At 47.2% G+C, this 26023-nt stretch carries 23 protein-coding genes and 1 other RNA gene; 14 read left to right on the forward strand and 10 right to left on the reverse strand.

From position 1 onward, the window contains the following. Positions 1 to 6: 6 nt before the first annotated feature. Positions 7 to 1554, reverse strand: coding sequence for an AbgT family transporter (locus BM292_RS00855; RefSeq protein WP_092854358.1), 1548 nt, complete (start codon positions 1552 to 1554; stop codon positions 7 to 9). 82 nt (positions 1555 to 1636) lie between these two features. Here BM292_RS00855 and rnhB point away from each other — a divergent pair, with 82 nt between their 5' ends. After that, the gene (gene rnhB, locus BM292_RS00860) at positions 1637 to 2215 is read left to right on the forward strand and encodes a ribonuclease HII (protein ID WP_130203080.1); all 579 of its coding nucleotides are present in this window, start codon (positions 1637 to 1639) and stop codon (positions 2213 to 2215) included. Here rnhB and argE read toward each other — a convergent pair. Together argE and BM292_RS00870 are read right to left on the reverse strand one after the other, a co-directional pair. Then, positions 2193 to 3323 carry an acetylornithine deacetylase gene (gene argE, locus BM292_RS00865; RefSeq protein WP_407681425.1) on the reverse strand — a complete coding sequence of 377 codons (1131 nt, stop codon included), beginning with the start codon at positions 3321 to 3323 and terminating at the stop codon, positions 2193 to 2195. The two genes, rnhB and argE, sit on opposite strands and share 23 nt — an antisense overlap. 76 nt (positions 3324 to 3399) lie before the next feature. After that, positions 3400 to 3975, reverse strand: a complete 576-nt coding sequence (locus BM292_RS00870) for a hypothetical protein (RefSeq protein WP_092854364.1) — start codon at positions 3973 to 3975, stop codon at positions 3400 to 3402. Between the two features lie 161 nt (positions 3976 to 4136). On the opposite strand from BM292_RS00870, the gene BM292_RS00875 reads away from it, so the two are divergent. The 3 genes from BM292_RS00875 (at position 4137) to BM292_RS00885 (ending at position 8080) form a co-directional block, all read left to right on the forward strand. Next, a complete protein-coding gene (locus BM292_RS00875) occupies positions 4137 to 5069 on the forward strand; it encodes an isopenicillin N synthase family dioxygenase (protein ID WP_092854366.1) in 933 nt (310 codons plus the stop codon). A gap of 111 nt (positions 5070 to 5180) precedes the next feature. Then, complete coding sequence (locus BM292_RS00880) at positions 5181 to 6899, forward strand: 5'-nucleotidase C-terminal domain-containing protein (RefSeq protein WP_092854368.1); 1719 nt, start codon at positions 5181 to 5183, stop codon at positions 6897 to 6899. After that, positions 6899 to 8080 carry a multidrug effflux MFS transporter gene (locus tag BM292_RS00885; protein ID WP_092854369.1) on the forward strand — a complete coding sequence of 394 codons (1182 nt, stop codon included), beginning with the start codon at positions 6899 to 6901 and terminating at the stop codon, positions 8078 to 8080. The genes BM292_RS00880 and BM292_RS00885 overlap by 1 nt, the downstream gene beginning before the upstream one ends. A 127-nt stretch (positions 8081 to 8207) precedes the next feature. Here BM292_RS00885 and BM292_RS00890 read toward each other — a convergent pair whose 3' ends face one another. Together BM292_RS00890 and fadE are read right to left on the reverse strand one after the other, a co-directional pair. Beyond that, positions 8208 to 9767 carry an AbgT family transporter gene (locus BM292_RS00890; protein ID WP_092854371.1) on the reverse strand — a complete coding sequence of 520 codons (1560 nt, stop codon included), beginning with the start codon at positions 9765 to 9767 and terminating at the stop codon, positions 8208 to 8210. Positions 9768 to 9876: 109 nt separating this feature from the next. Then, positions 9877 to 12336, reverse strand: a complete 2460-nt coding sequence (fadE, locus tag BM292_RS00895; protein WP_092854373.1) for an acyl-CoA dehydrogenase FadE — start codon at positions 12334 to 12336, stop codon at positions 9877 to 9879. 184 nt (positions 12337 to 12520) lie between these two features. On the opposite strand from fadE, the gene BM292_RS00900 reads away from it, so the two are divergent. Next, complete coding sequence (locus BM292_RS00900) at positions 12521 to 13219, forward strand: DUF3108 domain-containing protein (RefSeq protein ID WP_092854375.1); 699 nt, start codon at positions 12521 to 12523, stop codon at positions 13217 to 13219. A 3-nt stretch (positions 13220 to 13222) separates the two neighbouring features. Here BM292_RS00900 and purN read toward each other — a convergent pair whose 3' ends face one another. Then, positions 13223 to 13861: a phosphoribosylglycinamide formyltransferase gene (gene purN / locus BM292_RS00905; protein ID WP_092854377.1), complete on the reverse strand. Its 639-nt coding sequence runs from the start codon at positions 13859 to 13861 to the stop codon at positions 13223 to 13225. Next, complete coding sequence (gene purM / locus BM292_RS00910) at positions 13858 to 14904, reverse strand: phosphoribosylformylglycinamidine cyclo-ligase (protein WP_092854379.1); 1047 nt, start codon at positions 14902 to 14904, stop codon at positions 13858 to 13860. Before purM ends, purN begins: the two co-directional genes overlap by 4 nt. 162 nt (positions 14905 to 15066) lie before the next feature. Between purM and BM292_RS00915 the strand changes: the two genes are divergently transcribed. The 3 genes from BM292_RS00915 to ssrA all read left to right on the forward strand — a co-directional run bounded on the left by BM292_RS00915 (position 15067) and on the right by ssrA (position 18764). Continuing rightward, positions 15067 to 16197 carry a GNAT family N-acetyltransferase/peptidase C39 family protein gene (locus tag BM292_RS00915; RefSeq protein WP_092854381.1) on the forward strand — a complete coding sequence of 377 codons (1131 nt, stop codon included), beginning with the start codon at positions 15067 to 15069 and terminating at the stop codon, positions 16195 to 16197. Positions 16198 to 16389: 192 nt separating this feature from the next. After that, the gene (locus tag BM292_RS00920) at positions 16390 to 18324 is read left to right on the forward strand and encodes a S8 family serine peptidase (protein ID WP_092854383.1); all 1935 of its coding nucleotides are present in this window, start codon (positions 16390 to 16392) and stop codon (positions 18322 to 18324) included. 80 nt (positions 18325 to 18404) lie between these two features. Further along, positions 18405 to 18764, forward strand: a transfer-messenger RNA (tmRNA) gene (ssrA, locus tag BM292_RS00925). A gap of 64 nt (positions 18765 to 18828) precedes the next feature. On the opposite strand, the gene BM292_RS00930 is transcribed toward ssrA, so the two are convergent. Together BM292_RS00930 and BM292_RS00935 are read right to left on the reverse strand one after the other, a co-directional pair. Continuing rightward, a complete protein-coding gene (locus tag BM292_RS00930; protein ID WP_092854385.1) occupies positions 18829 to 19110 on the reverse strand; it encodes a YebG family protein in 282 nt (93 codons plus the stop codon). Between the two features lie 103 nt (positions 19111 to 19213). Continuing rightward, positions 19214 to 19441, reverse strand: a complete 228-nt coding sequence (locus BM292_RS00935; RefSeq protein WP_092854387.1) for a hypothetical protein — start codon at positions 19439 to 19441, stop codon at positions 19214 to 19216. A gap of 209 nt (positions 19442 to 19650) precedes the next feature. On the opposite strand from BM292_RS00935, the gene BM292_RS00940 reads away from it, so the two are divergent. Further along, positions 19651 to 19998, forward strand: a complete 348-nt coding sequence (locus BM292_RS00940) for a zinc ribbon domain-containing protein YjdM (protein WP_092854389.1) — start codon at positions 19651 to 19653, stop codon at positions 19996 to 19998. Positions 19999 to 20038: 40 nt separating this feature from the next. On the opposite strand, the gene BM292_RS00945 is transcribed toward BM292_RS00940, so the two are convergent. Beyond that, positions 20039 to 20173: a DUF2256 domain-containing protein gene (locus tag BM292_RS00945; RefSeq protein WP_092854391.1), complete on the reverse strand. Its 135-nt coding sequence runs from the start codon at positions 20171 to 20173 to the stop codon at positions 20039 to 20041. Between the two features lie 116 nt (positions 20174 to 20289). On the opposite strand from BM292_RS00945, the gene BM292_RS00950 reads away from it, so the two are divergent. The 5 genes from BM292_RS00950 to BM292_RS00970 all read left to right on the forward strand — a co-directional run bounded on the left by BM292_RS00950 (position 20290) and on the right by BM292_RS00970 (position 26017). After that, positions 20290 to 21507, forward strand: a complete 1218-nt coding sequence (locus BM292_RS00950; RefSeq protein ID WP_092854393.1) for a permease — start codon at positions 20290 to 20292, stop codon at positions 21505 to 21507. A 53-nt stretch (positions 21508 to 21560) separates the two neighbouring features. Next, the gene (locus tag BM292_RS00955) at positions 21561 to 22454 is read left to right on the forward strand and encodes an aspartyl protease family protein (RefSeq protein WP_177203769.1); all 894 of its coding nucleotides are present in this window, start codon (positions 21561 to 21563) and stop codon (positions 22452 to 22454) included. A gap of 21 nt (positions 22455 to 22475) precedes the next feature. Continuing rightward, positions 22476 to 23873, forward strand: a complete 1398-nt coding sequence (locus tag BM292_RS00960; protein WP_092854397.1) for a serine hydrolase domain-containing protein — start codon at positions 22476 to 22478, stop codon at positions 23871 to 23873. A 144-nt stretch (positions 23874 to 24017) separates the two neighbouring features. Further along, entirely contained in the window at positions 24018 to 24617 is a 600-nt protein-coding gene (locus BM292_RS00965) for a thermostable hemolysin (protein ID WP_092854399.1), read from the forward strand. Beyond that, positions 24611 to 26017, forward strand: a complete 1407-nt coding sequence (locus tag BM292_RS00970) for an AMP-binding protein (protein WP_092854401.1) — start codon at positions 24611 to 24613, stop codon at positions 26015 to 26017. The genes BM292_RS00965 and BM292_RS00970 overlap by 7 nt, the downstream gene beginning before the upstream one ends. Positions 26018 to 26023: the final 6 nt, after the last annotated feature.

Here is a 26023-nt window from a genome sequence, read left to right on the forward strand (position 1 = left end):
GAGTTATTAGCCCGCTGGGTAAACGTAATTTGCTTGGAAGCCAAGCGGAATACCAATCATCCAGTAAATGATTAAGAAGGCTGACCAAACGACTAATAACGTCAATGTAAACGGCAACATCATGGCAACCAATGAACCGATACCGGTACTCTTAACATAACGCTGGCAATACAACACCACGAGCGGGAAGTAAGGCAACAATGGGGTGATGATATTACTGATGGAGTCACCGACACGATACGCCGCTTGGGTTAAATCTGGTGAATAACCGAGCTGCATCAACATCGGTACAAAAATTGGTGAAATCAATGCCCATTTGGCTGAGGCAGAACCAATAAACAAGTTGATAAACGCAACCAAAATGATAATACCTACCATGGTCACGCCGCCGCTTAATTGCAGCGAACTTAAGAATTGAGCCCCTTTAATTGATATTAGGGTACCGAGGTTTGAATCGCCGAAAGCTTTAATAAATAAGGCACAGAAGAACGCCATAACCATATAGTAGGCCATATCTTCCATTGATTTCGACATCGCTTTTATGACGTCTTGTGAGTTCTTGAAGCTACCAGAAATATACCCATGCACGATGCCCGGGATAATAAACAGCAAGAAAATCAACGGGACGATCATTTGCATAAGCGGGGCAGTGAATGATGCTAACTCACCGCTTGCATCCGCTAGAGGTGTATTCTCGGCAGAAGCAGCGAAATACAATGCAACGAGGCCTAGCGCCATAGTCAGCACACCCGCATAAAACGCTTTACGATCGCGCGGAGTAACATCATCAAGTGCTGGCATATCTTCTTGATCACCATCAATGCGAGCAGTGCGCTGTAGGCGTGGTTCAATGACGCGATCAGTTAAGTACCACCCAACAATAACCACAACGATTGATGAAGCTGCGGTAAAGAAATAGTTATTCAATGGGTTTAACTGAATGGCTGGATCGAGAATCTGTGCCGCGCTTTGCGTAAAGCCTTGTAATAACGGGTCGATTGCCGACGGCACAAAGTTTGCGCTAAAGCCGCCAGAAACACCGGCAAAGGCAGCCGCAATACCCGCTAGTGGATGCCGACCAGCCGCATAGAAAATCACACCGCCCAACGGAATAACTAGAACATAACCAGCATCTACAGCCGTATGACTAACGATGGCTACCAGAATCAATACTGGGGTTAATAACATTTTCGGCGTGACGTTCAGCATGAGTTTAATGGCAACGTTAATAAAGCCACTGCGCTCAGCAACACCGACACCCAACATAGCGACAAGCACCACGCCTAAGGGTGCAAACCCCATGAAAGTACCAACCATGTTGGCTAAAAAGTCTGCCATTTGGTCGCCGGCTAGCAAATTCGTAATGCCGACATTTTCTCCGGTAAGCGGGTGAACAGCGTCGAATTCAATGCCAGAAAGCAGATAACTGAATACCCAAACGATGATCAGCAAGCCAAAAAACATGACCGCTGGATCAGGAAGCTTATTACCGACTTTCTCAACCTTATCAAGCATGCGGTTGAGAAAGGTACCTGAGTCGTTCGAATCACTCATGAGGAAACCCCTTGTTGTATTGTTATTATGTATGAGACGAAAGTATCATACCGTATCAACCAGCAACAACAAGACGAAAAACATGATTTGTGGAACAGACGAAGCAGGGCGCGGGCCTATCGCCGGACCCGTAGTAGCGGCTGCGGTCATACTTGACCCGAATAACCCAATCGCCGGAATTAACGACTCGAAGAAGTTGTCTGAAAAAAAGCGTGAAGCGCTAAGCGTCGAAATAAAAGAAAAGGCACTATATTGGGCGATCGCGCAATGTGATGCGGACGAAATCGATGCGCTTAATATTCTCCAGGCGTCGCTGTTAGCGATGAAGCGAGCGGTTGAAGCGCTGCCGGTGCAACCCGACAAAGTACTCGTTGACGGTAATAAACTGCCACAATTAAATGTTCCGGCAGAAGCAATCGTCGGTGGCGATGCGATTGAAGCATGTATTGGCGCGGCGTCGATTCTGGCAAAGGTAGAACGCGACCGCCAAATGTTGGCGTGGCACGAACTCTATCCACATTATGATTTCGCCAAACATAAGGCGTATCCAACCAAAGCACATTTAGAAGCGCTTGCTGCGCATGGGCCGTGTCCGGTTCATCGGAAAAGCTTTGGCCCCGTAGCGCGGCATCTTGCGGCTACATGCACACCTGACGAATAAGAGCACGTAGTTGGTTTTGTGCAGGTGCAATTTCATCGATTTGGATAAATTCATCCGGTTGATGTGCCTGCGCAATATTGCCTGGACCCATCACAATAGTCTGGCAACCGAGCGCTTGCACAAATGGCGCTTCGGTACAGTAGTTCGCAGGTTGAGCTGCGTTACCGGTTAGTTCACTGGCTAAACGCACAATTTCCGCATCTTTGTCACAACGATAGCCAGGCACGGGTTCATGCATGTGTTCAAGACATACAGCACCTGGATATTGCGCTTTAACTTCAGCTAACCGTTGATCAATTAAGCCGTATAGCTCAGTTATATTCATCCCTGGTAGAGGGCGCATATCAATATGCAGCTCGCAACACGCGCAAATGCGGTTGGCGGCGTCACCACCGTGAATTGCTCCGAAGTTTAGCGTTGGGTAAGGTACTTCAAAAGCGTCGTCGTGATAGCGTTGCTGAAACTCCTTTTGTATTCCGCGAAGTTCAGTGATGACATCATGCATGACTTCAATAGCGTTAATACCCGCCGCAGGGTTTGAGCTGTGTCCTGATTTTCCGGTAATACGTACGGCTTCGGTCATGTGGCCTTTGTGGGTAATCACCGGCGTCATTGAAGTTGGTTCGCCAATGACGGCAAAGTCGGGCTTTAAATGACCAAACGCATCAAGTTCTCGTGCACCGGCCATGGTCGTTTCTTCGTCGGCGGTTGCAAGAATATAGAGTGGTTTTTTCAATTGGCGGAGGTCAGTGCTCCGCAGCGCTTCAATAACAAACGCGAAAAAGCCTTTCATATCAGCCGTACCAAGACCATATAAACGGCCATTATCTTCACGCAGTTTAAACGGGTCTTGGGTCCAACGGCCTTCGTCCCATGGTACTGTATCGGTGTGTCCAGCTAACATTAAGCCGCCCGATTCAGCATCTTCGGGAATGTAATGAGCAAGCAGATTAAATTTACCAGCCTGATGGTCTAATTCGTGAACATCGATTTGAAAACCGAGACATTCGAGCCATGTTGCCAATTTATCGATAACCGGCTTGTTACTTGTATCCCAACTTGGATCGAGGCAGGACACGGAAGGAATCGCGACAAGATCGCGATACATTTGAATAAAACTAGGAAGCTGCGGCACATCGAATCTCCAAAACAACCATCAATGTGCCACAGCATAGCGCATTTAATTAAAAGTGATAACTACCGCGGAAGCGAACACCATCACCATATTCACTATCTTGATAGCCAACACCCACAGATAGGTTAGAATCAATGTAATAATTCACGCCAAACTGATACTGGTTGTCGCTACCGGCATCGGTGTAATCAACCCAGCCAATACCACCATAAAACTCGAACTGTTCGATGCGCTGGCGCAGATTACCTTCAACGCCCCAGAAGTTGCTATCAACAGCACCGAAATCAACGTTACCAGCGCGCACGCCAACATCTGCAGTTAGGCCGCTACTGAGCCAAAAATAGCGGCTCAATTTAATGCTCAATGCGTCACTGCTACTGCCCGCATCATTATCGAAGTTGCGATAATAACCACTGACTACATATGGCGATTTGAATTCATACGAACCTTCAACGACAATGCTGTCGCCGCCATCATGATCAGATACCCCAATACCAAAGTAATTATATGTAGCATTACCGCGATATTGCGTCTGATTCTGTTGCGTTTGTGCATGCGCAGTACCTGCAAAAACGATACCTGCGGTCAATAATGCGACAGAAAGAACACTGTGTTGCAATTTCATCGTGATTTACCTCACTTTTTGCTAGAATCTGCAAATTACGGTAGCAACTTAAAAATGTAAGCAAAAGGCGGTTTACGCAAGATTTACCCTTGTCTAGACAGGCTAAAATCCTTAGCATATACGCCTATTTTGATATCTTCATTCCCTAGGAAAAATGTTTCATGAAATCCATTCCGCATATTGATATGAGCCTTTATGGTCAAGACTTTGATGCTTTTGCACAACACGTTGGCGAAGGCTATGAAGCCAATGGTTTTGTCGCATTGACGAAGCACGGTATTGACCAGCAACTAATTGAAGATGCGTTGGATATTTCGCGTGAATTATTTGCGCTTCCAGAAGCGGTGAAAAAGCAATATCACATTCCTGGTGGCGGTGGCGCACGTGGTTACACGCCGTTTGGTACTGAGATTGCCAAAGATGCGAAACATGTCGATTTAAAAGAGTTTTGGCACGTCGGGCGCGAAATCGAAGGGGAGCCACCGTTCCCACAACTAACCCCTAACGTTTGGCCACAAGAAGTGCCAGAGTTCAAAGGTAAAATTCTGAAACTTTATGAAGCACTGGATGCTTTGGGACTTCGCGTATTAGAAGCACTTGCCGTGTACCTCAAGCAGCCGCGCGACTTCTTTAACGATAAAGTGAACCTTGGCAACTCAATTTTGCGTCCGCTACATTATCCACCAATTATTGACGAGGGTACGCCATCTGTTCGTGCTGGTGCACATGAAGACATCAACGTACTCACATTGTTGGTTGGCTCGCGCGAACCTGGTCTCGAAGTTTTGGCAAAAGATGGCTCGTGGATTCCAGTAACGATTATTGAGGGCGCAATTATTTGTAACGTCGGTGATATGTTGCAGCGCCTAACAAATGGTGTTTTACCTTCAACCACGCACCGCGTCGTCAACCCGCCGGCGCCGTATAGCCATAAATCACGTTATTCAATTCCGTTCTTCTTGCACTTTAATCCAGATGTGATGATCACGCCGTTGGCAAGCTGTATCTCGGATGAAAATCCGCAGCGTTTTGAGCCAATCAGCTCGCATGATTATTTGATGGAGCGTCTGCGCGAAATCGGCTTAGTGAAGTAAAACACAAAGACGATATTAGATAATGGATATTGGATATTAGAAAAAGGCTAAAAACTTAGTCGCAAATATCTAATATCAAATAGCTAGTAGCTGTTTTTAAAAGGGGTGAGAATGAGAAACTTGGGAAGCATTTTATTGGGCAGTATACTGCTGGCTGGATGCGCGCATTTACCGGAGCCGCAACCCTTTCAGCTAACCGTTGCCCATGTCAATGATCATCACTCTCATCTTCTGCCAATGGAGCGTACAGCACTTGTTGTTGATGGTGAAACACATCGTGTTGAAACCGGTGGGTTTGCCCGCGTTGCGACACAAATCGAATCAATCCGGGCCAACAATGAGAACGTGCTAGCGCTGCACGCTGGCGATGCGATTACTGGCACGTTGTTTTACACCTTGTTTGATGGTGCGGCCGATGCTGCACTCATGAACCTCGTTTGTTTTGATGCGTTCGCTTTAGGCAATCATGAGTTTGATAATGGTGATGCGGGGCTGAAGCGATTTTTGGATGCGTTGAGTTTAAGTTCGTGTGGCACGGTTGTACTTGGAGCGAATGTTGAACCGGAGGTGGGAGTATCGCCGTTGACGCCGAAAACGCATTGGGACAGCTTCAAACCTTACGCGGTTTACGATATGGGTGGCGAGCGGGTTGGAATTATCGGTCTCGATATTGCCATCAAAACCAAGAACTCATCACAGCCAGACAAAACCACCATGTTTGCCGATGAATACGAAACCGCACAATATTACATCAATGAGTTGCGTGGGCTTGGTATCGAGAAAATCGGCTTACTCACGCATATTCAATACCGTAATGATTTGACCCTAGCTGAGCGTCTACCAGCGGTTGATTTTGTGATTGGCGGTGATTCTCATACATTGCTTGGTGATTACGGGCGTTTTGGGCTACCAAGTGTGGGGCCGTATCCAATGCAAGTTACCAATGCTGATGGCGGACAAGTCTGTATTGCGCATGCTTGGCAGTACAGCCAAGTGGTCGGTGAGTTAGCGATAACGTTTGATGGTGACCAAGTAGCCGATTGTGGTGGACAAGCCCACTTTCTAGTTGCAGAAGACGCACCTGAAGCACTGCAAAAATTCCCACAGTTTAGTGCAGTCAAAGAACATCCCGATGCTGTTGCCATGATTGCGCAATATCAAACTAAATTAGATGAATTGACCCAACAAGTGATTGGTATGGTTAACGAACGCTTGTGCATCAAACGTATGGGGCCATTGATGTCAGCTGAGTGTGGCATGGGACGTCAATCAGACGCACATCGGGTTGTTGCGGAAGCGTTCTTGGCCAGTGCACCACAAGCCGATTTTGCCTTACAGAATGGCGGTGGCGTGCGTCGTGAAATTAATGCGGGCGAGTTGACGGTCGCTGATGCATACAGTTTATTGCCGTTTGCGAATACTTTGGTCGAAATACAAATCACCGGCGCCGAAGTGAAACAAGTTTTGGAGCAAGCGCTAAGCTACGCCATTTCGGCAGGGGGCTCAGATGGCGCTTACCCACACGGCGCGGATATTCGTTTTGACGTGGATATGACGCAAGCCGATGGAAAGCGTATTAGTGGCCTGGAAGTACTCACTGAAACCGGCTGGCAAACGTTGCAAGAAGACAAAACGTACACAATGATTACCAATAGTTTCCTAGCCGCCGGAAATGACGGTTGGGCGCTACTGGGTGAGCTCTCTGCACAAGGGCGTACCACCGATACTTACGTTAATTACGCACAATCATTTGTTGATTGGGCCCGTAAAACAAAAACAATAAAACGGCCGAATTCGCATAGCACCAAAAGCTATCGAGCGGCCGAGTAATGACAGTATTTCACGTTTCCGACAAAGCTCGGTTTGATCTAACCGTCATCGTTCTCGCTTTATTAACGGCCTTCGGGCCGTTATCCATTGATATGTACCTGCCAGCGTTTGGCGACATTGCATCAAGCTTCTCGACCGATTCAAACCGAGTCGAGCTATCACTTACGTCGTTTTTTCTTGGTCTATTTATTGGCCAGCTACTTTACGGTACCGCTTCAGATCGATTTGGTCGTAAGCCACCGTTATATTTTGGCCTTGTGCTCTATGTTGTGACGTCCATTGCTTGCGCCTATGCGCCGAACCTGGAAAGCCTGATTGTATTGCGCTTTTTACAAGCTATCGGCTCTTGCGCCGGACTGGTTATCGCGCGGGCAATGGTACGTGATTTGTATACGCCTCAAGCCTCTGCACAGGTATTTAGTTTTTTAATCTTGGTTATGGGTATAGCACCCATACTGGCGCCATTAGCGGGAGCCTACGTGACGGCGGCATGGGGATGGCAAGCCATTTTTATCATCGTCGCGAGTTTAGCCGTGGCATGTCTCGCCATCGTTCATGTGCGTCTGCCAGAAACGCGCGCACCCAATACGGCTGTAAGAATACGCTCAAGTTTGCCAATTTATTGGAGCGTTTTACGTGACCCATCGTTCTTACGCTATTCATTAAGTGGCGGCATTGCGCAATCGGGTATGTTTGCCTATATAACCGCATCGCCATTGGTATTTATTGAACATTTTGGTTTATCACCAACGCATTACAGCTGGTTGTTCGGTGCTAATGCAGTCGGCATTATTGGTATGGCGCAGTTAAACGCGTGGATATTGCGTCGCCGCGATTCCCGCAAGATTTTAAATAAATCGTTACCAGTACTGGGTGTTGTTTCGGTACTACTCATTATTGCGGGTTGGAATAATTTCGGGCTTATTGGCGTTCTGGTGCCATTATTCCTTTATGTCAGTACATTGGGCATGGTGTTCCCCAATGCGATGGCTGGCGCGCTTGCTGAACAGCAAGAACGGGCCGGTTCAGCATCGGCAGTCACCGGCAGTCTCCAATTCTTAATTGCAGGCTTAATTTCGGCGTTGGTGAATGTGTTGGGTCATCAGCACGAGTTGGCGATGGTATTTGTGATGGGCGGCTGCGGTTTGACGGCTGTTATCATCTATCGCCTCCTGCGTTGAAAACAACGGCGATATTAGCTATTGGATATTAGATATTAGAAAAGAAAGGCCGCTGGCAAATGCTCAGCGGCCTTTTTTGTTTTTAACTAATATCTAATATCCAATAGCTAATATCGTATTTGATCTTTTAAGGGTTGTAGTAGGTTGGGGTGTTGACGCCTACAGGCATATCCAATGCAAAAACCCACAAGAAGAACAAGCTCGCCCAACCAATTAGGAATACAATCGTATACGGCAACATCATTGCTATCATCGTGCCAATACCAGTGTCCTTCTTGTATCTCACTGCAACGGCAAGTATCAGGCCGAAATAACTCATCATTGGCGTAATAATATTGGTCACCGAGTCACCAATACGGTAAGCCGCTTGGATAACCTCTGGTGCGTAACCGATAAGCATGAGCATTGGCACAAAAATTGGTGCGGTAATCGCCCATTGTGCTGATGCTGAACCAAGCATCAGGTTGACGAACGCGCACATCAAAATAAACAAGACAAACACCGATGGACCGGTAAGGCCAACTTCTTGCAAGAAAGTGGCGCCTTTGATGGCTAGAATGCTACCAAAGTTCGTCCAGCCGAAGAACGCAACAAATTGGGCGGCAAAGAAGACTAATACAATGTACATGCCCATGGTACTCATGCTTTCGGACATGGCGTCGATAACATCGCGGTCGCTACGCATGACTTTGGTGATTCGTCCGTATACATAACCGGGTACGGCGAAGGTAATAAAAATAAACGCAACAATGCCTTTTAGAAATGGCGAGCCAGCGACTTCGCCAGTTTCTGGATTACGCAGAATTCCCCATTCAGGCACGATGGTGAGCGCTAATAAAATACCCAAAATCAGGAAGCTGAGACCAGCGCCAATGAGTCCTTTTTTCTCTAATGATGAAAGTGCCTCAATTTTTTGCTCGCTGAGATTAATCGACGCCTCTTTCGGGTTGTATTTGCCTAGCTTAGGTTCAACGATTTTCTCAGTCACGATGGTACCCATAATCGCGATTAAGAATGTTGAGATAAACATGAAATACCAGTTCGCTTCAGGGCCAACATAGTATTCAGGGTCAATTATGTTCGCTGCTTTGGTGGTGATACCAGCAAGCAACGGATCGACTGTACCAATCAGTAAGTTAGCGCTATAGCCAGCAGATACGCCCGAGAATGCGGCGGCAAGACCAGCGAGAGGGTGACGCCCCAGAGAATGGAAAATCATCGCTGCAAGAGGAACCAATACAACGTAACCGAGTTCAGCGGCGGTATTTGAAACTACACCGGCAAAAACGACGGCAACGGTCACGGCACGCGGATGCGCATTCATCACTAAGCCGCGCATCGCTGCTGAAAGCATCCCTGAGCGCTCAGCAATGCCCACACCGAGCAAGGCAACCAATACCGTACCCAATGGGGTGAAGCCAGTAAAATTGGTGACAAGGCCAGTGACAATGCGTTGTAAGCCCTCAGCATTCAGTAAACTGACCACCTCAATCATTTCGCCACCTGGGCGTGGGTCTTGTGCGCTTAGGCCGAAGTAGCTGGCAACGCCACTTAAAATAACGATGCCGAGAGCAAATAAAGCGAACAAGGTGATTGGATGGGGTAGAAGGTTACCGAGCCATTCGACAGTGTCGAGAAAACGCGTAAATGCGCCGCGCTTTTCAGTTGGTTGTGAGGCTTGCGTCATGCAATTCCAGCTCCTGTATTTCGAGTTGTTTTATTGTAATAAGGGCCGAATTGTACACATAAAAAAGGCCAATCGCGAGGATTGGCCTTTGATTCAGGATAAGCAGTTGTTATGCCGCGTTATCTTGCTTTTTAACCGATGCTAACGCCACTTCGCGTGCATGTTTGCCGGCAATCAAATCTTCATGAGCGAAATCATCAACATTGATTACGCGCAGACGACCTTGCTCAGCGCGGCGTAATAAGTCGACTTCTTCGTCGCTGAGTACGCCAAGCTCTTTGCCTTTTTCCGCCACTTTATCTAGGAACATAAATGGCATACGGCGATCGTCGGCGGCTTTGCGAACACGGTCGAACAATGGTTCGGCAGCAATGATATCGCGCAACGTTTGTTCTAGGTAACCAAACTGACCTTCAGGTGCCAAGAACTGACCTTGACCTAAACGCTCGCGGCTCGCATTCGGCACTAATAAGATTTTAGCAACTTTGCTATCTAATTTATCCGAAGGGCGCTTCGCGATACGTCCAAACGGATACATAATCGCTTTCATGGTTTTACCCACGGCACCAAAGTTATCTAATAATGCCAACTGGCTTTCTTGTAACTTGTACAAGGTATCCTGTAAGGCCCAATGTACCAGCGGCAAGTCGTCTTTTTGACGGCCTTCGTCTTCAAAGCGTTTTAACGTAGCTGAGGCAATAAATAAGTAGCTCAACATGTCGCCTAAGCGCGCAGAAATACGCTGTTTACGCTTCAATGAACCGCCCAATACGCCCATCGCAACGTCTGAAAGCAACGCTAAATTGGCGCTAAAGCGGTTCATTTGTTTGTAGTACTTCGCAGTGCTGTCGCTAAACGGTGCACTAGTGAAGCGCCAGAAACCTAAACCGAGTACTAACGAACGCACAAAGTTGCTCATACCGAAACCAATATGGCCCCAAATTGCTTTGTCGAAACGCTTCAAACCTTCTGCATTGGTTTCAGCTGACGCCAGCATTTCTTCCAACACGTAAGGATGACAACGAATTGCACCCTGACCGTAGATCATTAAGTTACGGGTAAGAATGTTTGCGCCTTCTACCGTAATTGCGACCGGTACACCCTGGTAACCGCGGCCTAGGTAGTTATTCGGACCTAAACAGATACCTTTACCACCGTGGATATCCATCGCGTCATCCATACATGCACGTAATTTCTCGGTCATGTGGTACTTCGCAATGGCTGAAATCACCGATGGCTTCTCGCCCAAGTCGATTCCTTTGGTAGAGAATGAGGTAACAGCATCCATCAAGTAGGCATTACCACCAATACGTGCCAATGCTTCTTGTACGCCTTCCATTTTACCAACAGGTAAGCGGAACTGACGACGAATGTAAGAGTACGCACCTGTAGCAAGCGCGATAGATTTCACACCACCAGCACTGTTTGAAGGCAAGGTAATTGCACGACCAACCGACAAACATTCAACCAGCATACGCCAGCCTTTACCGGCCATTTCTGGGCCACCAATAATATAATCGAGTGGAACGAATACATCTTTACCGCGCACTGGACCATTTTGGAATGGCACGTTCAGTGGGAAGTGACGACGACCCGTTTCAACACCTTTGGTATCATGCGGAATCAATGCGGCAGTGATGCCGAGCTCTTCTTTGTCGCCGAGCAACTTGTCAGGGTCTGACAATTTAAATGCTAAACCAAGCACTGTAGCCACTGGCGCAAGCGTGATATAGCGCTTGTTGAAGTTTAAGCGAATACCGACAATTTCTTTGCCTTCCCATTCACCCTTACAGATAACACCAGTGTCAGGAATCGAGCCTGCATCTGACCCAGCTTCTGGGCTCGTTAACGCAAAGCATGGGATTTCCTGACCGTTAGCTAAGCGAGGTAAATAGTAATCTTTCTGCTCTTTCGTACCATAATGCTGTAATAATTCACCCGGACCAAGCGAGTTAGGTACGCCGACTGTTGATGCCAAAATAGTGCTCACACCAGCAAGTTTTTGTAGCACACGCGATTGCGCGTATGCAGAAAACTCCAAGCCGCCGTATTCTTTTTTGATGATCATGGCGAAGAATTTATGATCTTTCAGATACTGCCAAACGTGCTCAGGCATATCTGCCAGCTCGTGGGTTGCTTCCCAGTCGTTCATCATTTTGCAGATTTCTTCACAAGGACCGTCTAAAAACGCTTGTTCTTCAGCGGTTAGTTCAGCTTTTTGAATACTGTGTAGATTCTTCCACGTTGGTGCGCCGCGAAATAGTTCGCCTTCCCACCAAGTGGTACCCGCATCAATTGCATCTTTTTCAGTTTCTGAAATTTCTGGCATAACTTTGCGGTAAGCATTGAGAATTCCCTTCGACAGCACACCACGGCGGAATGGGGTGAGGTTCAAAGGCACTAAAACTAATGCTAATAAAATCCACAGCACTGGGCCGACGATGTCGAACCAGCTACCAATGGCGAACATACCCACAATGCCAAGGCTCGTGACGAGCAATGAACTGCGGTAATACAAAAAGCCACCTAAGACTAGCAAGGTAGCAATAACCCATAAGGCAATGCTCATGTTTTTAACTCCGTTGTTCTACTAGAGGTCTGACCAGTAATTTGTACGTTGAGGGTAGTTGGTTTGATCACTTTTTTCAAGCATAAAAGTGTTGGTGAGAGGGATAATTAAACTTTCTTTTAATGTTTCTGTCTTAAGCTATAGTTAACAGGTTCTATTGAGAAACAATAAGTTAGGAAGGTGTATGAAACGTGTGCAAGGTTTAATGGCTGCTATAGCGCTAACAATTTCTGCATATGCAGTCGCAGCTGACGGTTTAACACCGTACGAGACACGTTATGAGGTTATTCGTGGCGGCAGTAATTATGGCGAAGCCGTGCGAACGTTGACGTTTAACGACGGGCGTTACAATTTGTACACTGAAACTGAAATCTCGCTGTTATTTTTGTCCGATCGACGCCGCTTCTGGTCTGAATTTAGCCTGAATGACGCGCAGGTCATGTCCCATGAATTCACTTACAAGCGTTCCGGAACAGGCCGTAACAAGGGCTTTAGTGGCTATTTTGATTACGACCAAAAAGTGATTGTCGATAATGACAGTAAGCAGGCAATGGTAATTGATCCAAACGTTTACCATATGGATGAAGCGGCAAGTATTGAGCAGTTGCGTCTGGATATTCAGGGCAAAGACAGCACTTATCGTTACGCTGTATTAGATGAAAAAGGGCAAGCGGACGAGTTAGTGTTTAAGCGTGTCGGTGAAGAAATGCTGACTTTACCTTATGGTGAAATCAACGCGATAAAGGTAGAGCGAGTGCGAGAAAATTCGCGTCGCGAAACAGATTATTGGTTTGCACCTGAGCTTGATTACGTGCTGGTTAAAATGGCACAGCGTGAAGATGGCGATGAAGTCGCCACCTTGCAGCTCAAAACTTTCAATTAATTGCTATTCCGCGGCATAACCAGCAGGGCCAAGTAATTCCCCATCAAGTTCGGCGCCGTCTGCAGTTAAACGCAGACGGTTCGTGCAGAACCAGTTCACCACTAACGGATAAATGGCATGCTCCTGCGTGTGCACCCGTTGTTGCAAGTCAGCTGCGGTATCTTCTGGGAAAACAGGCACCGTTGCTTGTAGTATAACCGGGCCGCCGTCGAGTTCTTCCGTAACGAAATGAACGCTGACACCGTGTTCGGTATCACCAGCATCAAGAGCGCGTTGGTGGGTGTTCACGCCTTTATATTTCGGTAGTAAGGACGGATGGATATTCAACATACGACCATGATAATGGCGTGTAAACTCAGGCGTCAAAATACGCATGAATCCGGCTAACACGACAAGATCAGGCTGATAAGTATCAATTAAGCGCTGCAAATCAGCGTCGTAGGCTTCACGACTTGGATAGTCTTTGTGTGACAGCACTGCGGTGGCGATGCCAGCAGCTTGTGCTTTTTCCAAACCGCCAACATCCGCTTTGTTACTAATTACGGCAACAACTTCACCAGCGACGCGGCCATTATTGCAGGCCTCAACGATGGCCTGCATGTTGGTACCCGAACCGCTAATTAAAACAACAATTCGTTTCATGAATGGATTTCTACTTGCGCTTCGTCGCCCGTACGAGCTGCAACTTGACCAATAACCCAAGCATCTTCACCGTGCTCGCGCAGTAAACTTACCGCTTGATCAGCATGTTGTTGTGGTACAGCCATAATCAAACCAACACCGCAGTTAAAGGTGCGATACATTTCTTTGGTGGTGACGTTACCGTGCTGCTGTAGCCAATTAAATACAACTGGCCATTCCCAACTGCTATCGTCGATAACGGCTTTCGCTGACTCAGGGAGTACACGTGGAATATTTTCCCAGAAACCGCCACCAGTAATATGCGAAATAGCATGCACTTCATGCTTTTCAAGCAAGGCCAGTACCGACTTCACGTAAATTTTGGTTGGCGCCAGTAAATGCTCAGCTAGCGGTTTGCCGTCAAGCATTTCAGCCGCTGCATCGGTTTCACTCACTTCAAGAATTTTACGTACTAGTGAGTAGCCGTTTGAGTGTGGGCCTGAAGAGGCGAGGGCAATCAACGCATCGCCCGGAGCAACCTTGCTGCCATCAATAATTTGTTCTTTTTCGACCACACCCACACAGAAGCCAGCGATATCGTAATCGCCATGCTCATACATGCCCGGCATTTCTGCCGTTTCGCCGCCAATCAGCGCACAACCCGCTTGCATGCAGCCTTCGCCAATACCGGTTACCACATCTGCAGCAACATCGACATCCAGTTTGCCAGTAGCGTAGTAATCGAGGAAGAACAACGGCTCAGCACCTTGAACAATCAAGTCGTTTACACACATAGCAACTAAGTCGATACCCACGGTGTCGTGCTTTTTCAAGTCGATAGCTAAGCGTAGTTTTGTACCAACACCATCGGTGCCTGAAACTAAAACAGGCTGTTTGTATTTGGTTGGTAACTCGCAGAGTGCACCGAAGCCACCAATGCTACCCATTACTTCTGGGCGTTTGGTGCGTTTAGTGACGCCTTTAATACGTTCAACTAAAGCATTACCTGCATCGATATCAACGCCAGCGTCTTTGTAACTTAAAGATGGTTTTTCAGTGCTCACGGGTGGGTCCTCAGCTCGGGCAAAAAATTTGCGCGCTAGTTTAGCACTTTCAATGCGTTTGCGCGATAGTGGATTGCGTGCAGATAGTTGTTTTTTCGTTCAACTTTCAGCGTATAATAAACGCTCTCATCGTAGCGCGTGTTCGCACGCTTAGGCTGTTGTATGCAATTCAATGTTAACCAACTACAACTTGTTCCCGCGAGTCGTGAAGATATTGAAGCTTTAGAGCAAATTGAAAATTTAAGCTTTGTTACTGATCGCATTAGTCGCCGCAGTTTCCGGCGTTTTATTGATCAAAACATTGGTGATTTCAAAGTTGCGAAATGGCATCAGCAGGTGGTGGGTTATTATATTGTCTTGTACCGACAAGCCACTGAATTGGCGCGGCTATATTCGCTAGCGGTACATCCTGATTTTCGTCGTCGTGGAGTCGGCCGGCTGCTACTTCATAGCGCAGAAGATGATGCTGATGCGCGCTACTGTTTATTCATGCGTCTTGAAGTGAAAACCGATAATACTGCGGCGCTCAAGATGTATCATCATGCCGGCTATTACGATATGGAAATTCGTCCGGAATATTACGAAGACGACAGCGATGCATTAGTTTTGCAAAAACTTTTACCGCGATTCGAATCCAATGAACTAGATAACGGTAATCAGCGATTAGTGCCATACCGCACTCAAACCACCGAGTTTACCTGCGGGCCGGCAAGTCTGCTGATGGCGATGGCGTATTTTGATATTCCCTGCCATGACCCACATCATGAAGAATTAGAAATTTGGCGCGAGGCGACCACTATTTTTATGACCTCGGGGCACGGTGGTTGCGGCCCGCATGGCTTGGCTCGAGCCGCATTAAAACGCGGACTCTCGGTCGAATTACATGTGAGTGAACAGGGACCATTACTGCTTGATTCAGTGCGCAGTGCTGAGAAAAAGCAAATCATGGCGCGCATTCAAGAATCTGATATTGCTGCGCTACAGCAAGCTGAAGTACCAATTGTGGTTGGCGACTACTCGGTGAGTCAGCTATTACACGATTTATATCAAGGGAAGCTGGTCATAGCGTTGATCAGTACCTATGTATTCGACGAGAGTAAGGCACCGCACTGGGTGTTGATATGTGCCGCCGACGAGCACTATGTGTATATTAACGACCCTGATCAAGACAGTTTTCCATGGCAATCGCCAGCTGAACGCCAATACCTTCCTATTCCTTTAGCAACCTTTCGACGCGCCTTTGGATTCGGCAAGCGAAAGCAAAAAGCTGCGGTTGTCGTTCATACAATGTAAACGTAACTCACTGACTTTATTTACTTTCTCTTAACTTTGTTGTGGTTCGGTTGTGGGCTTTTGTCTGCTACGTTGAACATCTGGTGGATTTTTACTCACCAGTTTCTTGCAGCCGAATGTCGTATCCCGCCGCTGCTGTGTATCACTGGCTTGCAATAAGCCAATGACAACAATAAAAAGAGATAATACAGCATGAGAAAAACGAATATCATTGCGCTGTCAGCATTGGCAGTATCTATTTCTGCTGCCTTTGCGCAGCCTCCAGAACACTCAAACGCAAAGCCACTTCAAGCAGTCCAGTCGGTTGAATCCGACCAACCTCAGCGTTACATCATTAAATTCAAAGAGAACAGCAAAGCAGCTAAGCGCGCGGGTAATCGTGGCCGCTCTGAGCTAGCACTAGCACATGCCAGAGGAATGGTCGAAAAGGCCGGTGGTAAGGTAAAAGTGAGCATGCGCCACAATCTCGCCATTGCCGCTGAAATGTCACCGAAGGATATGAAACGGTTCCAGAAGAACCCGAATGTCGAATTTATCGAAGTTGATCAAAAACGCCGCTTTATGGCGCAAACCGTGCCTTACGGTATTAATATGGTGCAGGCAAATTTAGTTGACGATAGTGTTGCTTCCGCAGCTGCCGGCGGTAAAAAAATCTGTGTAATCGATTCAGGTTTAGATTTACCGCATGAAGATATGGGCACCCGCTTCGACACCATCAATGGCACAAATAACAGCGGTACTGGCAATTGGTATGATGAAGGCGGCCCGCACGGCACTCACGTTGCCGGTACTATTGCCGCATTGAATAACGGATTAGGTGTGCGTGGCGTGATTGGTAGTAACCCGAACATGCACATTGTGAAAGTGTTTAATGCCAGTGGTTGGGGCTACTCATCATCGCTGGTAGCAGCCATCGAAACCTGTGCTGACAATGGCTCAGACGTGGTGAATATGAGCTTAGGTGGTGGTGGTGCAAGCCAAACCGAAGCAAACGCCATGCAGAACTTGTTTAACCAAGGTGTGTTGTTAATCGCTGCGGCAGGTAATGACGGTTCTGCCTACAGCTCAACTGACGCGCTCTCATACCCAGCGTCATACAACGCTGTAATGTCAGTTGCAGCTGTCGATAGTAATAAAGCGCTTGCGTCGTTCTCGCAAAAAAACAGTCAGGTAGAAATTGCGGCACCAGGCGTGAACGTACTTTCAACTTATCCTGAGGGCACCGGTAGCCAAGGTAACTATGGCAACATGAGCGGAACCTCGATGGCATCGCCACATGTCGCCGGTGTTGCCGCGTTAGTTTGGTCACATCACCCGACTTGTAGTGCTTCGCAAATTCGTGATGCGTTGAATGCATCAGCGCAAGATCTCGGCTCAGCAGGCCGTGACGTGAAGTTTGGTTACGGGTTAGTGCAAGCAAAAGATGCTGTTGATTATCTCGATGCCAACGGTTGTGGTGGTTCAGGTGGCGGTGGCGATCCTGAGCCGCCTGCAGAAGGTGAGTTGAGCAACGGCGTTACGGTTTCAAATCTAGCTGCGAGTACTGGTGCTGAGCTCTATTACACGCTCAATGTGCCGGCCGGCGCTACTGATTTGAGCTTTAGCATGAATGGCGGCTCAGGTGATGCTGATTTGTATGTGCGTTTTAGCGCACAGCCAACCACATCAACCTATGATTGTCGTCCATACCAAACAGGTAACACCGAAACATGTACGATTTCGAACGTACAAGCTGGCACTTATCACGTCATGGTACGTGCTTATTCAAGCTTTTCCGGTGTGAACTTAACCGGTTCATTCACCGAGCCAAGCAGTGGCGGTGGAGAAGGTGGTTCAGCCTCAGCAACAGACCTATCTGGTGCAACCGGCTCGTGGACGCATTATTATGTTGACTTGCCAGCAGGTATGACGAGCTTGAACGTAACCATGTCAGGCGGCACTGGTGATGCCGACCTATATGTTCGCCAGGGCTCACAGCCAACTGGTTCGAGCTATGATTGTCGTCCGTACCGTTCAGGTAACAACGAAACCTGTGCGATTGACAATCCAGGCAGCGGTCGCTGGTACATCAGCTTGCAAGGTTATCAAGCCTATTCAGGCGTCGACTTACTGGTTGAATGGCAGTAACGCTGTTTAATTGCGCTGTCGGCACTTGAAATGGCTGACAGCGTCACCATATAGGTGTAGACTTAAATACGTTAACCTTAGGGGCTGATTTGGATTCGACGGAATACACGAAACCCAAGGTGCATGCCGAGGTGAGGCAGGCCTCGTAAAAAGCCTCAAACTAATAGTTGCAAACGACGACAACTACGCTTTAGCGGCTTAATAACCCGCTGAGTCCGACCCCTAGCGCTTTGTCTGTGAGACTAGGATCAGTCGGTTCACCCCAAAGCAGACTCGCGTGGAGGCTTCGCCCGTAGCCAAAGCGTTAAAACCAATCGGGATCGTCACCTTAAGTAGCCTGTCTGTCGGCGACTTGGTGATTAACTAAAAGACTGACTAAGCATGTAGGACCGAGGATGTAGGTATTACGGACGCGGGTTCAACTCCCGCCAGCTCCACCACATTCAAATAAAACGCCGCTCAATGAGCGGCGTTTTTGTTTATGCATTGTGATGTAACCGATAGCTACGCGACTTTACTCACCGCTGGTGCAGGTTTCGGTGCCGCTTTCTTCGCTGGCTTTTTCGCGCCAAGAGCAATAAGTACTTGGTCGCGCTCGCGGGCAAGGAAGAACGCTAAGTCTTCAATGGTTTTCTCATCGGTGACGGTTTCGCTACGTTCAAGTAGAGACAACAGTCCGTCCACCATGTCCAACATTTTGTCGTAGGCGTCAGCTTCTGCTTTACTTTTAAACGTCATTTTTTCCTCTCCGTCTCGCACAACAACGTATTGGGTTACTACAGCCATGGTTCATCCTCTTGGATATCGATAATGTACTGTGTATTTATACAGTTATCGTGTACCTCTTGCAACCTTACCAGCAATGTTTACGAGGTGAACCAAAGGTAACTCACTGATGAGGTTTCAATTTTTTCTTTGCGGCGAGAATTTCATCTAACGGAGCTTCTTGCGAACCGGGCATATTTTCGTCAGCTGCAACTTGCAGTTCACGCGCGTCGTATTCCCATTGTTCTAACACTTCCAGCTTTTCATTATCGCTTAAGTTGGTGTCGTTCAGAATGTCGCTTGGCTTGTTGTAGACCGCTGATGGGTCTCGTAATATCGCGTCGAGTCTCATAACGCCTCCTTAACTCAAGTGAGTTAATGCTAAGTCTCGTGTGATTTCACCCTTAAGTTTAGTCGAGTTAGCCGGTCTTGCCATTCTTCGTCATTCTAATATGGCAACATTGCCTGACAGTTTAAAACTTTGGCCGTGATTCTAATTTAAGAGCGAAAGCGCTATGATCGCGCCACTGTTAACCGCTACGTTAAATAAGAAGTGACACCATGAGCTTACCTAATTGTCCGAAATGTGATTCAAGTTATGTTTACGAAGACCAAGCACTGCTGATTTGCCCAGAGTGCGGTCATGAGTGGAATCCAAATGAAGTTGTCGAAGACGATACCAAGCAACTCAAAGATGCGAACGGTACGCCATTAGCCGAAGGCGATAAAGTAACGCTCATTAAAGATTTGAAGGTGAAAGGTTCGTCGCTAGTGTTAAAAGTAGGTACTAAAGCGGTGATTAAACGCTTTGTTGATGGCGATCACGATATCGATTGCAAAGTCGATGGCGCTGGCGACATGATGCTGAAATCACAATTTGTAAAGCGCCAAGGTGGCAAGGACGATTAAGCGTTATTCGTAAATCCCCATAAATAACTTAAGTGCCGACCTAGCGTTTGCTACGTCGGCACCGTTCTGAGCAGTATTTCACTTCATCCCAACAGCGTTCCCACTTTTTACGCCAAGTAAATGGACGGTCACAAACTGGACACACTTTTGTTGGTAAGTTTTGTTTCTTCTTCATGCCCCATTATTAGTATCAAACTCATTATTCAGATCAGTTTGAAAAACAACCAAATTTGACGGTGTAACAAGCGGTTGATAGGGTGAAAAACACACTCTCATTAAAAAGGCGTGCGCATGGACAGTTTTCTTACAAGTTGGGGGCAGTCTGTTTACACCAGTTTGGGATTTTTCTGGATGGCGCTCTGGGCGTTCGTGCTTGGCTATTTTATTAGTAGCCTGATCCAAGTTTTGATTACCAAACAACGCATGCGTAAAGCTATGGGAGATAACAACTTAAAGTCCGTCTCGTTAGGCACGTTCTTCGGCTTTATCTCGAGTTCATGTAGCTTTGCTGCGTTATCAACCACACGTGCTTTATTTAATAAAGGTGCGGCTTTTAGCGCGTCGATGGCATTTATGTTGGCATCGACCAATTTGGTTATCGAATTAGGATTTGTGATCTCGATTTTTCTCGGCTGGCAATTTGTGGTTGGAGAATATATCGGCGGGCTTTTATTGATTGCTTTGGTCTGGCTCTTCATCACGTTAACAAAGCCACATAAGTTGATTGAGAACGCTCGCCAAGATGAAGATGACGAAACTCACGAGCATGGCAGCGCTTGGTCTGATTTATTGCAATTAGATACTTGGCGCCAGGTTGGGCACAAGTATGTGATGGAATGGCAAATGGTGTGGCAAGACGTATTACTTGGCTTCACAGTCGCCGGAATTATCTCTGTGTTTGTGCCCAGTAGCTTTTTTGAATGGCTCTTTTTAGGGGTAGGAACGAATACGGAGATGAGTTTCTGGGCACTGTTACAACAAGCTGTGGTGGGCCCTATTGCTGCATTCTTCACCTTCATTGGTTCCATGGGAAATATTCCGTTAGCAGCGGTTCTTTATGGTGAAGGTGTTGCTTTTGCTGGTGTCATGGCCTTTATTTTTTCAGATTTAATTGTATGGCCGGTGCTACGTATTAACGCTCGCTATTACGGTTGGAAGATGGCGCTATACATTGCGCTCATGCTGTTCGTCTGTTTAGTCGCTGCTTCTCTTATCATGCATTACGGCTTCTATTGGTTTGACTTGTTACCGGACGCATCGCAGTGGGCATCACCAGCGGAGCAAGAGCACTTTAAACTCAATTATGGCTTTGTGCTAAATATTCTATTCTTGATTATTAGCGCCGTGCTAGTGTTGCTATGGCGTCAACACCGCCGCAATAGCGAGCATCACCATCATCATGATCACGGCAGCTCAGATGGTGTCGGTGCCAAAATTATGAATGGTTTAAGTGTTATGAGTGTGATCTGGTTAGTCGGTGGTCTTTGCATTTATTTGCTTGACTTATAACCAAATGTTAACGAGCATCCTGTTGATAAAAACAACAAAATGGGATGCTCGTTGTGCGCAAATTACTACTAATCATTGGATTCTTTCTTTCAACATCAGCAGTAGCTGGTGTATCCGCATGGGTGCCTTTTGAGCACGAAAGCGGCCATATTCGTGTCAAAGTCGTGGTTGAAGGCGTTGAAGGTTGGGCGATTATGGACTCGGGCGCCAATATCAACGGTATTAACCAAGCATTTCTCGAAAAGCATGGTATTTCGCCAAAACAGCATCGCGGTAAAATCAAAATTCAAGGCGTGCACGGTACCCAAGAGCGCACCGCTTATCGAGATATTCAAACTGAGATGTTTGGACAAAAACTTGCGTTAGATTATGTTGAGTTGAACTTTGGTGGCGAGGATACTGCTATTATTCTTGGTTCACCGGTGCTTGAACAATATGTGCTGCAGTTCGATTATCCCAATAGTCGGATGCGGTTTATTGATCATGACTCGATCGATATGGCCAATGTCAAAAACTTACCGATGCGCCCACGCCGAGGTATTGGTGACCCGATTGTTAAAGTCGAACTGAATGGTGAAACTGAAGTTTGGCTGATTCTTGATACCGGCAGTACCAGTGGTGTCTATCTCAGTCGTGAAGTTGCAGAAAAGCATGACTGGTTAACGAAATTTCCAGTCGTGCAAGGTATTTCACGCGGCGTGAATACAACGGGTAATGTTGAGATGTTTCGAATTCCAACGTTAAGCTTTGGTCCGTTCGAACTAGAAAACGTTGGTATTACGGTGCCAGAAGCCGGTGTTAATGCAAAGTTTGGTGAAGCTGAAGATGAGCTGAATACCCGCATTGGCAGTGTTCGTGTCGACGGCTTAATTGGTTATGACGTGTTACAACACTTTATTTTGACCATCGATTATAAATTCGGACGTGGTCACATTTACGCCGAGTAATTTAATTCTAGAGGTAGGTTTATGCGTACAAAGATATTAACGTCTTCTGTTTTATTGTTGGCTTTAGCCGTCAACCATGCACAGGCTCAAGAAACAGAAACGACTCTTAATGCGTACGCGGCAGGCTATGTTGCAGGTTATACCTGTAGCGCAGTATTTAACGCGAATAAATCTGAAGCGGCTATTCGTGAACATGAGTTAACCGGCATTTATCCGCTTATTGCCGATAGAGTTGCTGACTTAAGTTCCTCTCTAAATCGTTATATTGATCGTGACAATAAATGGGTGCGGGTGGCATACGACGATGGCGCTCGCGAGCGCATATCGGTGTGGCGTGATCGCTTAGGATGTGTTGACCTTCCAGTCGGGGCTACCATTGCTGACGCCGCTAAGGTATCGCGACCTTTTACCAACCAAGAAGTTACGAAAGACAAAGGTGAACCTTGGCGTGAGCGCCAACCGGTGAATCATGTCACCGGAAATTTAGAGCTTGATGGGGTGATTCAAAAGGCCTTTTCAAAACACTATGGTGCTGGCGCTCGCACCACCGCGATTTTGATTGCTACACCTGAAAAGATTATTGCCGAGAACTATATTGATGGTTTTACACCAGAAACTTCGCAACGTACGTGGTCGGTAGCTAAAAGCATTGCGGCCAGTGTGGTTGGTGCAGCCGTATTGCATCGCGATGTTGATGTTAAAGCGCCTGCAACCATTGAAAATTGGCAATCTGAGTTAGACCCTCGCCGTCATATTACCCTCGAAAATTTATTGCACATGGCTTCTGGCCTAGATAGTAACGCGGCAGGGAATCGTACTGACCGTGTCTATATGGGGGGAGGTCGCGTTGTTGATACTGCGGCAACGACCGCACTTGAAGTAACGCCGGGCTCGCGTTGGAAGTATGCGAATAACGATACCATGCTAGCCATGCGCGCCGTGCGCGAAGGGTTCGACAATGCTAATGATTATCTGAAATTTCCGTATGAGATGTTACTCGACAAAATCGGCATGCAACATACGTTTTTGGAAACCGATTGGAATGATGATTTTATTATGTCGTCACAAGTGTGGACAACGGCTCGTGACCTTGCGCGGTTAGGGGTATTGCACTTACAAAATGGCATGTGGCAGGGCGAACGTATTTTGCCTGAAAACTGGTTAAGCTATATTAGTGAAGCGGCGCCGGCTCAGCCTGCGACAGGTTCACCGGGTTATGGTGCGCAGTGGTGGCTATATAATGAACGCTTCCCTGATTTACCGAATGACACCATAGCCGCTCGTGGTAATCGTGGGCAGTACTTGGTGATTATCCCGAGTAAGAACCTAGTTGTTGTGCGGCGTGGCTATGATATCGCTGGCGAAGCCGGCTTTAGCGAACACGATTTTGTGCGCGATGTTCTTGCGGCACTTAAATAACTTGAAAAAAATGGCAACGCAGGGAACCTTTCTGCGTTGCCGTAATACAGCGTTATCTTTCCTTCTTTAAGAATTCCTTAAGCTTCCCCCTCTAATCTTACTGCATGACTAAACAGCATCTATTGCTTTAAGCAGGAGTCGCTCATGCAGTACGAACTTATAAACCGTTCTCACACGCTTCGTCGCGAAGTTGAACAATTCATTTGTGAGCGTTATTGGATAAGCTTTAAAGCTTGTCTACAAAACCTTCCTGAAATGCTGTTGGTGGTTTTTGAAGATAACGCGATTGTCGCCGCTTGCGGCATTCAGCTTGCCGAGCAACGCGCCTTGTTCTCGGAATACTATTTAACGAACCCGGTCGAGTCTTATCAGGTTGCGCATAAAGCGATGCCAACCCGGGACAAGATTGCAGAAGTCGGGTCGATGGCCGCAACATCTGCGGTGTATCTGCAGTTACTTTTTAGTGCAATTGTTAGCGCCCTAAAAGACTTGCGGCGTGAAGTGGCGGTATTCACTGCAACACGTTACTTAAACTTGAAACTGGCGCGGTCGGGCGTGAAGTTGACCATCTTGGCGCAGGCTAAAGAGTCAGCTCTGCCAACTGAGTTACAGTCGATTTGGGGCGATTATTACCAGCATGAACCGATGGTTTTTGCTGGGTGGGTCGCTCAGGGGAAGTTTTTACAGGCTCCGCTTGAATCGACCAAGGCCAGCTTTAGTTTGTTGGAGTCGATTGCATGTTAAAGCAATTCCAACAGCGGCTTGACGCTCACGCTACAGCGAATCCAGAACAGTTAGCACTTGTTGATGGCAACATGCAGTTAACCTATGTGCAACTTGCAGAGCAGTTATCGCAGTTAATTGAGGTGATCAATAAAACTTCTTATCAACGTTTTGCGCTGGATATGAGCAATAGCGTGAACTGGGTGATTTATGATCTCGCGATTATGTTTTGCCAGCGTGTATGTATCCCGATACCGCCATTCTTCACGCCTGAGCAACGCATCAATGTATTACGTGACAGTGGCGCTGATGTTGTTGTGCTAGGTAACGGCAAATTACAGCCTCTTGCACCAACAACTATTCCAGAGTTACCGCTACATACGGCAAAAATTACTTATACGTCGGGTAGTACAGGAGCGCCAAAGGGTGTTTGCCTGTCTACCGATAATCTATTTAACACCGTTGGCGCGTTAACAGAGCGCGTTGGCGATGTTGCGACGCAACGTCACTTGGTCATCATGCCGTTAGCGGTGTTGTTGGAGAACGTGGCGGGCGTTTATTTAAGTTTATGGCTTGGCCATGAAGTAGTGTTGCCGTCTTCCGATGAGTTAGGTTTAAAAGGTTCGTCGGGCCTCAACGGTCAGGCTTTTTTCCAAGCGCTGAATCATTATCAACCCCAGAGTCTCATTCTAACACCGGCGCTATTAGGCGCAGTTGTTCAGGGCGTGAGTTCGAATTATCTCGAAGCGACTCAATTCAAATTATTAGCCGTGGGTGGTGCACGTTTGCCTGAGCCGCTTGAACAAAAGGCGTATCAATTGGGTTTGCCTGTGGTGCAGGGCTATGGCCTATCTGAGTTTGGTTCTGTTGTGGCATTTAACAAGCCCAATAACAGCGTGCTAGGAAGCGTCGGGAAGCCACTAACCCATGCCAAAGTTGAGCTGAAAGACAATGAAATCTGGGTGTCAGGTAACTGCATGCTAGGCTACCTCAATCAACCCGAAAGCTGGTATCCCAAAGGGCTACCCACCGGTGACTGGGGGCAGTTTGATGCGCATGGCAATCTCCACATTCTCGGCCGTAAAAAGAACACGATTGTGACGGCTTTTGGTCGCAATGTTGATCCTGAATGGCTTGAGGGACTGCTCGCGCTTGAACCTGAAGTGTTGCAAGTGGCGGTACTGGGGGATGAACAAATTCCCTTAACAGCACTCTTGGTATTGCGCGATAAAACTAGTGATGCAGCGACAATTATTGAACGCGTGAATCGCGCACTTCCGGATTATGCACACATTCAAGACTACAAGGTGTTGACCACGCCTTTTTCGGTAGCAAATGAACAATTAACCGGCACCGGTCGATTACGTCGTGACGTCATTCGAACAAATTTTGAGCCAATTCTTTTCTCCAGCGCAACGTAGCGAGAG

Origin of the sequence: Pseudidiomarina tainanensis (genome assembly GCF_900115255.1) — a bacterium.
In the GTDB taxonomy this organism is placed as follows: Bacteria; Pseudomonadota; Gammaproteobacteria; order Enterobacterales; family Alteromonadaceae; genus Pseudidiomarina; species Pseudidiomarina tainanensis.

Bases quoted from the DNA above. Each gene is read 5' to 3' on its own strand.
- BM292_RS00930 (WP_092854385.1), bottom strand. From the start codon at position 19,110: ATGGCTGTAGTAACCCAATACGTTGTTGTGCGAGACGGAGAGGAAAAA.
- BM292_RS00960 (WP_092854397.1), top strand. From the start codon at position 22,476: ATGCGTACAAAGATATTAACGTCTTCTGTTTTATTGTTGGCTTTAGCC.
- BM292_RS00855 (WP_092854358.1), bottom strand. From the start codon at position 1,554: ATGAGTGATTCGAACGACTCAGGTACCTTTCTCAACCGCATGCTTGAT.
- BM292_RS00870 (WP_092854364.1), bottom strand. From the start codon at position 3,975: ATGAAATTGCAACACAGTGTTCTTTCTGTCGCATTATTGACCGCAGGT.
- rnhB (WP_130203080.1), top strand. From the start codon at position 1,637: ATGATTTGTGGAACAGACGAAGCAGGGCGCGGGCCTATCGCCGGACCC.
- BM292_RS00935 (WP_092854387.1), bottom strand. From the start codon at position 19,441: ATGAGACTCGACGCGATATTACGAGACCCATCAGCGGTCTACAACAAG.
- purN (WP_092854377.1), bottom strand. From the start codon at position 13,861: ATGAAACGAATTGTTGTTTTAATTAGCGGTTCGGGTACCAACATGCAG.
- BM292_RS00970 (WP_092854401.1), top strand. From the start codon at position 24,611: ATGTTAAAGCAATTCCAACAGCGGCTTGACGCTCACGCTACAGCGAAT.
- BM292_RS00900 (WP_092854375.1), top strand. From the start codon at position 12,521: ATGAAACGTGTGCAAGGTTTAATGGCTGCTATAGCGCTAACAATTTCT.
- BM292_RS00940 (WP_092854389.1), top strand. From the start codon at position 19,651: ATGAGCTTACCTAATTGTCCGAAATGTGATTCAAGTTATGTTTACGAA.
- BM292_RS00880 (WP_092854368.1), top strand. From the start codon at position 5,181: ATGAGAAACTTGGGAAGCATTTTATTGGGCAGTATACTGCTGGCTGGA.
- BM292_RS00885 (WP_092854369.1), top strand. From the start codon at position 6,899: ATGACAGTATTTCACGTTTCCGACAAAGCTCGGTTTGATCTAACCGTC.
- BM292_RS00915 (WP_092854381.1), top strand. From the start codon at position 15,067: ATGCAATTCAATGTTAACCAACTACAACTTGTTCCCGCGAGTCGTGAA.
- BM292_RS00950 (WP_092854393.1), top strand. From the start codon at position 20,290: ATGGACAGTTTTCTTACAAGTTGGGGGCAGTCTGTTTACACCAGTTTG.
- BM292_RS00875 (WP_092854366.1), top strand. From the start codon at position 4,137: ATGAAATCCATTCCGCATATTGATATGAGCCTTTATGGTCAAGACTTT.
- argE (WP_407681425.1), bottom strand. From the start codon at position 3,323: ATGTATCGCGATCTTGTCGCGATTCCTTCCGTGTCCTGCCTCGATCCA.
- fadE (WP_092854373.1), bottom strand. From the start codon at position 12,336: ATGAGCATTGCCTTATGGGTTATTGCTACCTTGCTAGTCTTAGGTGGC.
- BM292_RS00965 (WP_092854399.1), top strand. From the start codon at position 24,018: ATGCAGTACGAACTTATAAACCGTTCTCACACGCTTCGTCGCGAAGTT.
- BM292_RS00890 (WP_092854371.1), bottom strand. From the start codon at position 9,767: ATGACGCAAGCCTCACAACCAACTGAAAAGCGCGGCGCATTTACGCGT.
- BM292_RS00945 (WP_092854391.1), bottom strand. From the start codon at position 20,173: ATGAAGAAGAAACAAAACTTACCAACAAAAGTGTGTCCAGTTTGTGAC.
- BM292_RS00920 (WP_092854383.1), top strand. From the start codon at position 16,390: ATGAGAAAAACGAATATCATTGCGCTGTCAGCATTGGCAGTATCTATT.